The 13,580-nt window shown below is 41.7% G+C and carries 5 protein-coding genes; 2 read left to right on the top strand and 3 right to left on the bottom strand.

Features of this window, described 5'->3' with window-relative positions; all coding sequences use genetic code 11:
* A partial coding sequence (locus R7E00_RS01925) for a hypothetical protein (protein ID WP_318124399.1) occupies positions 1 to 8,306 on the bottom strand: 8,306 nt, incomplete at its 3' end.
* 253 nt (positions 8,307 to 8,559) lie between these two features.
* Here R7E00_RS01925 and R7E00_RS01920 point away from each other — a divergent pair.
* Entirely contained in the window at positions 8,560 to 9,534 is a 975-nt protein-coding gene (locus tag R7E00_RS01920; RefSeq protein WP_053304503.1) for a peptidoglycan DD-metalloendopeptidase family protein, read from the top strand.
* Positions 9,535 to 9,869: 335 nt separating this feature from the next.
* On the opposite strand, the gene R7E00_RS01915 is transcribed toward R7E00_RS01920, so the two are convergent.
* Together R7E00_RS01915 and ampC are read right to left on the bottom strand one after the other, a co-directional pair.
* Positions 9,870 to 10,514, bottom strand: a complete 645-nt coding sequence (locus R7E00_RS01915) for a CatB-related O-acetyltransferase (RefSeq protein WP_085569132.1) — start codon at positions 10,512 to 10,514, stop codon at positions 9,870 to 9,872.
* A gap of 94 nt (positions 10,515 to 10,608) precedes the next feature.
* On the bottom strand, positions 10,609 to 11,760 hold the full coding sequence (gene ampC / locus R7E00_RS01910; RefSeq protein ID WP_005373435.1) for a class C beta-lactamase: 1,152 nt from the start codon (positions 11,758 to 11,760) through the stop codon (positions 10,609 to 10,611).
* A 360-nt stretch (positions 11,761 to 12,120) separates the two neighbouring features.
* Between ampC and R7E00_RS01905 the strand changes: the two genes are divergently transcribed.
* Entirely contained in the window at positions 12,121 to 13,524 is a 1,404-nt protein-coding gene (locus tag R7E00_RS01905) for a PLP-dependent aminotransferase family protein (protein ID WP_054574689.1), read from the top strand.
* Positions 13,525 to 13,580 lie beyond the last annotated feature (56 nt).

Here is a 13,580-nt window from a genome sequence, read left to right as displayed (position 1 = left end):
GTTGCCATTAATGAGGTGATCGTCGTGCCACCTAACTCCGCTGCGGCGGATTGCAGATCTTTATCGAATTCCAGCGTCACCGTCACGCTTTGGCCGATGGCTTGGTGCTCAGGCGTAAACGTCGCGTTAGTCAGCGTTGGCAGAGACTGCGCCAGTGTAAAGCTCTGGCTTTCACTCACTTCAATGCCCGCAGAGTTCGTCCCCGTCACCATCACAGTATAAGTACCATTGGTTTGGTGACTCATGTCCATTGCGTCACTGATCCAAGTGCCACCGGCTTGTACTGTCGCGCTGCCGCTTTTTAGTACCGTCACGCTGCCTTGTGCTTTCACTTCAAGACGCAAGGACTGACCGTCAAAACGTGTCGACGTACCTTCGAATTGTAGCGTGGCGGCATGCGTTTCATCCACACTGCCCACTGGCGTAATAGCTAAGGTTGGCGTGATTGGCAATTCGTGAGCGGTGTTATCCTCACCTATGTTGCCAGTCAAATCTTTAAACTGACTAACAACCAAGTCGACACTTAACAGCGCGGTGCTCGGAACTTGTACATCACCAACCCAGACCTTTTTATCTGCCGTTGCTGACAGAGAACTAATGCGATTGCCGCCAAGCGTAGCGGTCGCCTCTTGGAGCTCTTTATCAAACTCAAGCGAGACACTCACGCTTTGCCCCACGCTCTGATGCTCGGGGTTAAATGTCACATTGGTCAGTTTTGGTAAGGTTCCTTCAACCGCGATACTTAAACTGCTTCCTTTTCCAGGAATGGTGTTGATACTTTGGTAGCTATCATCCTCTACCTGTATTGTTATGTTTTTATCTTGCTTTTCTGGACTGATGTAATTAACCGTCCACGTAACGTTGTCTGAAGTGGACCACGTATCTTGCTTTAACGTTCCTGTTGCACCGTTATCACTAGCGACAAGGTGGACATCTGAGATATCAAAGTTAGTAACTTTTTCTGTAAAGTTAAACGTAAGTGTAATCTCTTCACCTCCAAAAAGAGGGGCGCTTGAAGCAGTAGATATACTTAGCCCGGGAACGGTTGCAGCTTCCACATGTGCGTCAATAGAACTCTCGTTCTTATTATCCACTTTGTCTGTTGCTGCTACCGTGATCGTATGATCGCCTTTCGGTAACAAGTAGCTTATGACATAAGGCCCCGCTTCGGTTGTTGGCTCAGTAATCGCTTGAGGAGCCACAGTGCTGCCACCACTCACCGCTTTTGACGTGACGAGATTTAAATTTTTATCTGTAATGTATGCACTAATTTCTAGTTGATACTTATCGTTTGTCGGCACCTTAGAGGTTTGATTAGCACTTAAGCCCGAAATACTTGGAGCGTCATAATCAACAATAGATTCTATAACCTTTCCATCATAACTTTTGCCTAGTAATTCAAAGCTTGTATTCTCTCTTCCAACTGAGTCCGTCACTGTCACTTTAAGGGTATATGACCCTTGGTTATCGACGGCAAAGTTCATCATTCCATTACCACTAGATGAGATAACATCACCTGAGTAACGCAAGGAATCACCGAGGCTTGGAATAAGCTCCACAGAATACTGTGAAGCTTTCACTCTTTCTCCTTCCACCGTAGATACCGTGAATGGCTGGCTCGCCTTGGTTAAAAACAGTTTCCCACCCTGCAAACTCGTAATTCCATCGAAATCAATCGTGACTTTAGGAACACTAATATCAATGACTTTTCTGATATCAGAATACAGTCCGACGCTATCTGTCGCTTTGATATCAACCGTGATTGAACCACGCCCCTCTAACTGAGATTTTGATAGTTCAAAGTACGTAGATGAACCGTTCCCATCCTCTACTCTTTCTTCTTGATAGCTTGGGTTTAAAACCGAATAGTTTACTTTTGCCAGGCTGCTACCAGTGTCCGTTATGTCGAAACGAAAACGAACGTTATCTGGATTTGTTGGCGATTCAGTTACGATAATCTCATCGCCAACACTTGGAGATGTATTGTCAACTTTAATATCAACGGTCGCTTCACCGACTCTCGACCACACATCCGTTGCGATAATCGTTGTCCTGATCGTTTTTCCATCCGCATCGCTAGGAAGTTCACTCGTAAATGTTGAACACTTGTAGGTTGGGTCATCTGCACACACCTCTAATTGTGCAAACTTCTCCGGGTTATCTTTATAGTTGTAGGATTCCGTTCCAAATCTGGCCATCACATTGTCTAGTCTAGAGTTTTCATACAGCTTAATTCTGAATTTGGCGACAAGCTGCTGACCATTAATGGTTGTGTTTCCAACCGGATCAGTAATTTCGACGACTATCGAACCTTTAGGTAATTCAAGCAGTAGATCGTGCTCTGGCGTCAAGTTTCCTGCTAAATCAGATAAGTTCTTGATTTTGTATTCTTGAGTTGTACTCAGGCCATCAATAATATCGGCATAGGATTCAGAATACGTACACTTGATATTTCCAACACCTTTGGCACAAGTCGTTGGTGTATAAGCTTTGTTGCCAAGATTACGAACCAACTTTGGATATTCATCTGAACTTTCGGTATTCACGCCTGATAAAGCATCATTAAAAGAGAGCTCAAATGTGAGCATCTTCTTCTTCAAAGCTTCATCAAACCAAACATCACTTCCTTTAAAACTGTATGAGTTACCATCCACGACTGTCGGTGCATCAATATCCACCATCGAGAAATTGAACTTGTTGATCGTTTCACGCCCATTTGTACCCAAGGTTTTAGTGATCAAAGTGACAGGTGCTTTGGTCATGTTTTGCCCAACATTGACACTACAACTGTAAGGTTCTTGCGATACGTTGATAACACCAGAAGTTGGTTGCTCATTAGTTGGTGGCGCATCTAGAGAGTTGTATTCTTCACGAACCCAACACTCTAACGTTTTGGCTTTGACCGCACTCAATGTAGTAAAGGTGACATCAAGAACACCATCAGATAAGTAATTTTGGAAGTCCAGCGGGCTTTCAACTGTTAGAACCACGCCTTCACGCTGTACGCTAAAGGTTTGGTTTACTTTTCCAACCTTTCGGTCTTTTTCATCAAGGTAACGAACTTTGTTATAAACTTTGATATCAAGTTCATAATTACCATCTTTGGCAATTTGTGTAGAAAGCAACGTTGCAGTCCAAGTGCCATCTGCGGTTTCTGAGAACGTAAAGTTAGTCCCGTTTTGCTCTCCAGAGAATCTATACGTTGAGTCAATTCGATCAACGCCACTATCATCAACAATATCAAGCGTAAGTACGATATTCCCATCTTGATAGATGGTGTTGTTTGTAATTGGCGTTCCATCCGTGTAACTCATCGCCAGCGTCACCTGCGGGATTGAGTTGTACACTTTGACGGTAAAATCTTGCTCATCACTGGTTAAGGTTGTGTTGCCACGAACATCAGACCCTTTTAAACGAATCTTGTGTGTACCCGTACCTAAATCACCAAGGCTCACTTTGAGATCCTCATTGATTTTTGTACCAGGAGAGCCAGGTAATGGTTCCAGATCGCTAAACGTCCAATACTCTAGGCTTTCTCTATTTACGCCATTAATTGAAACATCACCGTTAGCATTTAGGTCTAGCGCCGTTAGGTCAAAGACATAGTTACCTAAGTAGTAGTCATTCGCATTGAAACCACTTAATCCTAATGTTGGTCCATCACGATCAAGAATAACCTTGTGCGCGTTAGAACTAGACTCAAAACCATAAATATCGGTTGCTTTTACATACAATGACGTTGTTTTTTCATCTTCAGAAATGTCTATTTTATCTGTGTCACTCTTGATAAGAGACATGACAAACTCTTTAGATGAATCCGTTGGCACAATTGTCTTAATTGGCGAATCTTTACCACTTTGATACAGCGAGACTTGCTCAAGGTCTGAATCGTCGATTACGGATTTAAATCGCACGTTGAACTCACGCCCTATAACATAGTTCTCTTTGGACAATGTGTCTTCAACCCAAGGCGTATTTAGGATGATTTCAGGGCCTTTGTTATCGACTTGGAAGGTAAATTTCCCTGTTGTACTAACATTGGCAGGGTAAGCGTTGTCCGTCGCAGTGACGTAAAATTCATTCCATTCATCGTAATCAAATGCTTTTGAAACCAGTTGGACTTTGACGTCAGGCTGTTCACCAACTAGGTATGGTACGTCACACGCCTCTGTTAGAGGGTCACAGCTTTCTAATGTCAGAGCCTGACCAGATCCGCGGCGCAAATCTATTTTTACGTTATTGCCAGAGCTTAACGTCCCCCAATCAATGACAGGTGTCCATTGGTTATTACCACCTAAACGGCTTTGAACCTGCTCACTTTTTACAATAGGGGCTTCAGAGTCGATACGAATATTGAATCTCGGAGCGGTGCTAGTTAACTCTGAAACGGAGTTACCTAAGTTGTCCTCTGCTGCTGCAACAACTAACCAATCTCCATCACCAGGATAAATCGTAGAGCCTTGATTTGAACAAATCTCGCCCGTACATAGTTTGACTTTAAACGCGTCTTTCGAGTTACTTGCAAAGTTTTCTGGTGTATATGTTACTTTTTCACCGGTTTGCTGATAGAAAACAAGGCCCCTCGAGGCAAGCTTATCACCAACAATATCCTCAACCTTGAAGGTTAATTCATGAGTATTGTTCGCATTTAAATAAATACCGTTTTCTACAGGTTTACCATCGACATCATTCGGTGGAAGGTAACTGGCCTTAGGGAAGTCGTTATCAATAAACACCGATTCTATAAACGGAGATTTACCATTGTAACCATACGCATTGCCATGTGGGTCCATAGCACTGGTCTCCACGGCAAACTCTATAATATCTTTTAGTTCACTAGACTGGGAGTTAAGGGTGAAGAAGTACTCTTTTCGATAAGCATTGCTGCTGTCTGAGTTTTCTACGATGTTGATGTCCAGTGGTATTTCAATATTTGGCTCATTAGCTTGATACCACATCGTGCTAAACTTCGGACCGTAAGCGTCGGTTCCTACAATACCAGAAGGATCGTCTAGGACAATTTTAGAAACAACCTCGCCAGCGATATAAAGCCTATTACCAACCATCGTCTCTCTACCGCTTTCAATGGTTAATTTTGGCTGCGGCGGCAAGGTATCGATACTGCTACCCTCTGTATCAAAAATGTTCTTACCATTTAAGTCAGGATTAGCCATCGAAATATCATCAGCATAGAGCTGCGCGATATTGGTCTCAATACCGTATTTGCTCGCCATGATTTCATAATAGGATTGCGCCAGATCTTTTCGGTAAGTTTCAGCGCCAAACGTGTAAGAATCGAGCGTAACTTGACTTCCTCCGGCCCCTATACCATTTGCTTTTCCATCGTAGCTAAAATCATCGTAAATAGCAGATGCAAAATCTAATGAGTTATTTCTTGGCATTCTCTCGGCAATACTATCAATTGCTTCAACAAGGAATCGGTGTAGATAGTCATTTGATGGCTTGTCTGGAATCGCTTTAGTCGTAAGCATTTCATTGGTTGCATAAGACACAACCGTTGGATCAAACCCAAAGAATGAGTTGTTATTCGTACCTGATAACGCGTAGCGCACCTCATCAAGAATTTGAATCGCACGTTCTGAAGTTTTCTCTCCCGCTGTCACTTGATCCCACTGGAAATCAAACAAACCAGTCTGATATGTCGATAGTTCAGTAATATAGTAAGTTTGAGAACCTTTGAGCTTAAAATACACACCAATATTGGCCTTGTTTAAGTCAACCGTTACTTTCTTGGTCCCTGGATCTCTTTTCCATTGGTAATAGTATGGCTCACTACCTTCGATACCAATTAAACGAACACGCATGAAATCATAATTCACTACGTCAGTTGTGGTTTCACAGCTCGCTACGTCAAGAGCCATAGACTGGTCACTTTCCAGTTGCTGGATAGTGGTACAACTTGCAAGTGAAGTGAATTCACCACTTGGGCTCAACCCTTCAAGTTGAGCTCGCGCACCAATAAATGGTGTCACCACTTTTATGGTTGGTAGGTCAAAGCTACTTCTAAAATATACTTCTCTTGGAGTGCTTTCGTTATCAGACTCATCGACGGTTTGAATGACTAACTTTTGACTACTGTTTTCTGATACCGATTTAAAGCTGTCACCCAAAATATCTCTTACAAAAGGAATGTAATAGATGACATCCTCTACTCGCCCATTGCTATCTAACAGCGTTTCGTGCGGAATTTTTGCGATGTAATCGTCATCGGATGCGGTTGTGTCAATAACTTGCTGAAGTGAGTAGTTGTTATCGTTGTTTTGGCTTACGAAGTACTTGACGACGAGCTTAAGCTTATTAGCGTTGGAGCCTAAAACCGTATCGGTGTTTACGTCTGAAACTTTCACACGAACATAAGGGATTTTATTCTCTTTCAATAAATTAGCGTTGAAGTTACTAAAATCTATCCCTTTTAATGAGTTCTGAATCCCTAAACTTGCGTACGCATAATCAATCTTCAGGAAATCGCGGCTTGCTTGAACATTGTCTGGGGTGTACGTATCTTGAGAGTAGATACCATCGTAAGTGGTTCGTTCACCATCTAAACCCACATTTACGTACGTCATTGACGTACCTTCAGGATAGGTTATCGTCTGTGCTGGCGCTTGATCGTCACGACTTACTGCATGCTGCGCAGAGCCCGTATTGCCTTTGCTATCCCTCGCTCGAACCTCAAAGACCGTCGTAGATAGGAATTCATCAGTTGGGTAAGCCTTACTAAACTCACAAGCATTTCCAGACTCTACAGTGACAGGAGAACATGTGACGCCCTCATGTAAGCCATCTTTAAATGAAATACTGACCGAACTAATCTCTTGCGAGCTTTCTTTTACAACCCCTTTCAGAACGTATTCTTTAAGTTGGTTATTAATTGCACTCGCCGATGTAATATCGATAACAGGCGCATCGTTATCCCATTCAAAGTTGATATGAAGACCCGAATGGCTGCCTGGAATTAACTCATTACCCAGTACATCCGCTGTATATAAGACTAACCGTGCTGCTGTTACGTTTGAGAGCCCTGTGGCAGGGTTCATATCTACACTATCGATCTCTTTGGTATTAATGTTAACTTTAACGTTGGTCTCTCGAAGGCCAACTTCAAAATCATCAAATTCAACCGAACAGAATGTGCTTCCAAAATCTTGTATGTCGTTACATTGAAATTCACCAGACCAAGAGCCATTAATCTGATACTGAATAAAGGCGGATACGTCTTCTACACCGATGTCATCAACAATTTTTAGATCAACTTTATCGGTGCCAGCAAGTACATCACGGTCAATGCGTGTCACGATAGGCGCTGTGGTATCGATCTCCGTCCCATCTCGCGGTGGAATGACGCCATCTGTACTGCCATATGTACCTAAGTCATTAAGCTTCTTACTAAAGTCGACATAGTCGGCAGCATCAGTACCAGAAATATTGATACTTGGGTCGTTTACCACGATCAAAACATGTTGAGATAAGTCACGTGTATAAACGTCGCTGTTTATCTTTTTCTGTCCAAAGCTGAGGGGAGTCACTGCTCCGGAAGTCTGGCTCACTTCAAGACCATCAAGAACACCATCTGCAATAACATCCCGATATTGGATGTCAGCGAAGTGCATCGAAGTGTAGACGTTATCGCTGTTGCCGTATTTTTTAATAAGATCGTAAGAGTAAGACGAGTATGCTGTTAATAAAGCGCCGTATTGATGCCCTACACTAGCAAAGCTGCTTTGCCCACCTTTGGTAATATCAATAGGTTTGGTCTCATTTACGTCAAAGCCATACATGCTATTGATACTATCCAAAGCAGTTGAAAAGGCACTTTCATCTGTGGCCCCCTGAGAAATTTTGTACTTTGCCAAGCCTGCTGCCAAGTTCGACAGCGGAGTAAGCATTAACTTTTGCTCACTCCCCTCTTTAAAGTTCACAACACCTTCAAATTTAAGTGTCTTCGCATTACTCACAGATACCGTTTCATTTGTAAACGGATCGGTATAACTCCCCTCTTTTGCAACAACAAAAAGAGGCATTGACGACGATTCAAACTCTAGCAGATAGTTTCCGAAGGCATCAGACGTCGTGTTAGCCAACTTCCGACCTAAGTTTCCATTTTTGAACTCGAAAACCTCAATCTTGGCGCCATTGACTGGGGCGTCAAACACCATACCGGAAATGCTTCCTTTGCTTCTAGCTGGAGGTGTGTTGTCTCCTCCATCACCACCACCACATGCACTCAATAAAAGAGATGTAAGCGTAAGACCTAATGTTAATTTCAGCGTATTTTTAGCGAACATAGTAATTTGGCAAAATATATTTTCCCGAGATTATATTATTGAAAAATATTTTCTCAACGTGACATTAACACCAACAAAATAGGCATAAACACCAAGCCAACCGTCACTTTGACTGAATTATTAAAATTATTATCACATCCTATAATTATTAACTTAGTTAAAACAGAGGAATTACTCATGCTTTAATGCTAGTTTTTATTTAAAATATTATACTCTACGCACAACTGTCAGTATTGATAAATCAACAAAACTAATGACTATTTTAATAATAAAAAGGAGTGTGCAAGCTCCTACCGTAGCCCTTATCACTACTGCGTTAATCATATTGATTAGCGTATCGCTTTCTCACTACTTCCTCACTCCTGTGGATAGGCTACCTACCATCAAGCCTTTAGAATTCGAAAGTGAGAATGTGCAGCCACCAATTAAAAAGAATACTCGTAGGCAAAAAATCACTATCGGTGTGGTTGAATACTCTTTTGTCGCTTCATTATTAAAATCAGGAGTGAGTCAAAAAGAGATCAACTTGCTATTAGCACTGATCAAAAGCAAGTTTAATATTATTGACTCTATTAAAAGAGGTGATAACTTTATCTTAAGAACTAAATTAAATAGTAAAAATGAAACTTACATTAGTTCTTTTTACTATTTAGGCAGTAAAACTGATTTATTTATTATCAATGATGGTCACGGCAACGTATTTGATGAGCATGGTGTGTCGATAAATAATCAGTTCATGTTTTCTTCACCCTTTGATAAAAACTACAGAGTGAGCTCTGACTATGACTTAAAGCGAACACATCCAGTGACCAATATAACGACTCCGCACTTAGGCACTGATTATGCCACACCTGTAGGTACACCGATTCGTAGTATTGCTGATGGCATCGTTTTAAAGTCCCGCTACAACCGTTTTGCCGGCAACTACATTAATATCCGCCACACAAATGGCTCTGTATCACGCTATCTACACTTATCTCAGCGCAACGTCCATGTTGGTGAGAAGATCAGCCGAGGACAAGTGATAGGGAAAACGGGTAACACAGGAAGAACAACAGGGCCGCATTTACATCTTGAACTGCACATCAATGGTGTTCCGGTTGATTACGAGCGATACATTCAAAGGCACCCAAACACTGACGTAAATATAGAAATGCTGATTGCAGCGAGAAAAGAAAAAGCAGAGTTAACAGCGGAATGGCAACGGTATGAGCAGTCAAATAGGTAACAACATCCACTTCGATTCGCTCTTTCTTCATTTATCTGAAGCGAGTCCTCGTAACCCTCTGAGCGCTTCGTAGTCTGTCGCCACTAACCAATTTCAGGATCAAAAAGAGCCGCTACATGCGGCTCTTAATAATTATAGTTTCCCGATATTCCATCGGTTTCCCCTTTACCAAGCACGTTGTCCTCTTGTTCTTGAACGCAAGTGGTACGCGCCGTTATCATATTCACATAAAAAATCAATAAAAGAATAAAATGATTACTCATTGTATTGGCTAGATATTTAATACAAAGAGGCCCAACAATGGCCTCTTTCTGACCTTTTAAATGGTGACGTTGTCATGATGCTGAATGGTTTCTATCATATTCAGCGCTTGCCTTTCTCAGCCCTTCTAAATCGTCTGAACATAAAAATCTCTTCAGGCTGTCGATTTTCTTATCAGGCCAATCATATATCCTAAGAGCAAGCAGTTCGTCTATCGTCTCTCGAGAAAAGCGATATTTGACATGCTTAGCTGGTGACCCCGCAACCATGCTGTAAGGCTCAACATCTTTCGTCACCACACTGTTTGCCGCAACGATTGCTCCTTCTCCGATAGTCACACCCGGCATTATCATGGATCGCATACCGAGCCAGGCGCCATCGCCAATATGAGTATCTCCTTTCCCGACGTACGCTTCTTCAATAAAGTCCATAAATGGGTACAAGGAGAACCAATCAGCTCTATGTGTACTGTTTCCCCCCATAACAATCACAACTTCCGCTGCAATACAGACAAAGTCACCTATATGTAACTTATCAATCTTCCATTTTGGTTCCCAATCTCGGCTGAACTCATCGCCTTGTAGATATCTTACAACAGACTCCTCAAAACCGGCGTCCCAACAATCACTGTAATAACTATGTTTACCTTTAATCGTTATATTTGGGTTCGTAACAGCTTCATGTAGCAAAGTCACCTTAGACCAATGCTTAGTTTTCATGAATACTCCTATAAATACTATCGAATAAAACACTGCAGATAGTATGTATCTAAATAAGCTCTAATAATTACGTAGTGCCTATTACCACTAAAATTTACTTCACCACTGAGCTAATAATATGGTAAGCAGCCTCTACTCTTTCTGCATTAGGGTAGTTTTTATTCGCCAGAATCACTATGCCTATTTTTTCAGAGGGTACATACGCGACATATGCCCCAAAGCCACCTGTTGAGCCCGTTTTGTTATACCAAACGTCACGACCGAGAGTACCAGATACACTTGCTTGAACCGGTTTAGCTTTGAGAATTACATCGCTGGAGTTACCCTTCAATAATTGCGAAAGTGAAACGGGGTAATCATAACCCTCCCATCCTACGGCTTGTGTAAACGTGTCGGTATCAAAATACTTAGTATGAGTTCTCTCTAGCGCATTTTCTATATCAGTATTAAGTTGCGCTTGACCCATATTTGCTTCGATATATTGAAGCATATCTAAGCTTGTTGATTTAATACCATAGGCTTGTGCATCAAGAATACCTGGATTAACTCTAACGGGTTTTCCCTCAGAACTATAACCAAAAGCATAGTTGTTAAGCTTATCCTTTGGTACATCGACAAAGGTATTGGTCATACCGAGCTCAGGCAGGATGACGGTTTCCATCATTTCCGTATAGTCTGACTTCATACTCAAGGCACCGATGTAGCCAAATAGACCAATACTAGGGTTTGAGTACTTCCTCTTAGTACCGGCTTCGTACTCCGGTTTCCACGTTTTGTAGTACTGCATCATTTCAGCGTCGTTCGTTACTTCGCTAGGGAATTGCAATGGTAGACCACCTGCAGTGTAGGTGGCGACATTAACTAGCTTGGTATTACCCAGAGCACTATTCTCTAATTCTGGAATATAATCTTTGACCTTGTCATCCATGTCTAGCTTACCTTTTTCTTGGGCGTACCCAGTCAAAGTAGCAGCAAAAGTTTTACTGATAGAGCCGAGTTCAAAAATTGTGTCGTTGGTGACTAAACTCCCCTTACTTACGTCAGCCAAACCGTAATTATAAAAATAACGTTTACCATCAATCGTTACTGCAACAGCCAACCCCGGAATGTCGTATTCGTTGATTAATCCTTTAGCGCATTCATCAACTACGCTCTTTAATTGACTGCTAACCGTTAACTCCGTTTTCGCAAACGTGACGAAAGAAGTGAGCGATAAAATGGCCAGCAAGGCATTGTTTAACTTCATTGAACCCTCAATTTTTTAATTTTAACTTATAATTAATTTCTAGTTTATTCCAAGGCTTTTAACTTTTTATATAAAAGTAATCCTGACTTGAAGAACTCCAATCGTTAACCCTCGATGAATAACACTGTGTCTTCAAATTTTTAGTGCGATATAAACAGGTCTAAACCTGATCACCGTTGATAGGTAGGCCGGTTAGATACGAATGTAAGTAACATCCGTTTCCAAAATGGGGAAATAGTGTACTCAATTACGCTTTCTCCATATCACGATAACGGTATACTAGGTAGATATACTTGGTATATACAGATCCACATCCTCACAACGCTTTAGAACCACTTTTCAACGTCTACAGAGAAAACGATGCCATTTTCACTACACTTCGAAACTGGAAAAGTCACCAGCCAACAACTTTACTCCGAGATATACCAAGGGATATTAGAAGGCAGATTACGATCAAATGAGAGATTACCATCAACTCGCATGCTGTCGAAAAAGTTAGGCATAGCAAGAAACACTGTCATTTCGGTGTATGAGCGACTTCAGTTCGAGGGGTGGATAGTAAAAAAGGCAGGGTCTGGCACGTACGTAAGTAATGCTCTAGAACAAACGGTGAATCAAGATAAGAGACCAATAAAACACTACCAACTAGGGGTGTTTGGCACTAACGCAGCGAAGAAGCCAGAGATCATCGCACCAAAGAATCTAGACTATGACTTCACTTTAGGCGTTCCTGATCATCAGAGAATAGCAAAGCATATTTGGCGACACTCAAGACTGAGTAGGCTCAATGCATTAACTCCAGAGTTTGCACATGGCGGTGATTTGCAAGGGTTAGCTTGTTTACGAGAGTCTATCTGCGAGTATGTGAGACACTCGAGAGGCGTAATCTGTGACCCTGAAGACATCATCATTACTCAAGGGTGCCAGCAGGCAATAATGACGACTCTCCTTACATTACTCTCTCCCGGGGATCTCGTGTCGACGGAAGATCCAGGATATCCTGTTTTTCGAAATCAAGCTCGATTACTTGGCGCGCAAATAGGCTCCGTGCCGATGGACGACCAAGGTGTTGTCGTTGAATCAATCCCTTCTAATGCCAAAATTATTTATACAACGCCTAGTCATCAGTTCCCTTTAGGCTTTAGCTACTCAGCTGACAGGAAGTTAGAACTGCTGAGATGGGCAGAAGTTAATAACGCAATCATTATCGAAGATGATTATGATTCGGAATATCACTATCTCAATACCAGTAAGAAAGCTCTCAAGTCACAAGACAAAAATGACTGCGTCGTTATGATAGGCAGTTTCTCTAAAATACTATTTCCCGGCATACGCATTGGCTATATGATTCCGCCAAAGTCTTTAATAGAGCCAATTTCAAATATGTTATGGCACTTGGGAAGAAGTACATCTGTAGTGTCTCAAATCCTACTTGACGAATTCATGCGTGACGGTCATTTCTCTCACCATTTACTCAATATGAATAAAATCTACAGCGAAAGGTATAATAAGCTAACTCAATTAATTGACAACATAGATTGCTTACAACGTATTCCAAGCCAAGGTGGATTGCATATAGCAGCTGAAGTATCGGGATGCGCGACACAAATGATGAATAAATTTGCTTCATCAAATGTAGCGGTTTACCCATCATCGCATTTTTCTATCAACAATCATTCTAATGCCCTCTTATTTGGATTTGGCATTATTCCTACCCAAAAAATAGAAAAAGCATTTGATATTATTCAATCAATATTGGATTAAAACAGATATAAAATTATCGTTTTGCTCGGTATCAATTTATCGTCGCAGTTATCAGC

The sequence above is a fragment of the Vibrio sp. Vb1755 genome (assembly GCF_033338635.1).
GTDB lineage: Bacteria > Pseudomonadota > Gammaproteobacteria > Enterobacterales > Vibrionaceae > Vibrio > Vibrio alginolyticus.
This window is presented reverse-complemented; position numbering and strand designations above follow the sequence as displayed.

Coding starts and splice junctions, on each gene's coding strand:
- ampC (WP_005373435.1), bottom strand. CDS start 11,760: ATGAAGTTAAACAATGCCTTGCTGGCCATTTTATCGCTCACTTCTTTC.
- R7E00_RS01905 (WP_054574689.1), top strand. CDS start 12,121: ATGCCATTTTCACTACACTTCGAAACTGGAAAAGTCACCAGCCAACAA.
- R7E00_RS01920 (WP_053304503.1), top strand. CDS start 8,560: ATGACTATTTTAATAATAAAAAGGAGTGTGCAAGCTCCTACCGTAGCC.
- R7E00_RS01915 (WP_085569132.1), bottom strand. CDS start 10,514: ATGAAAACTAAGCATTGGTCTAAGGTGACTTTGCTACATGAAGCTGTT.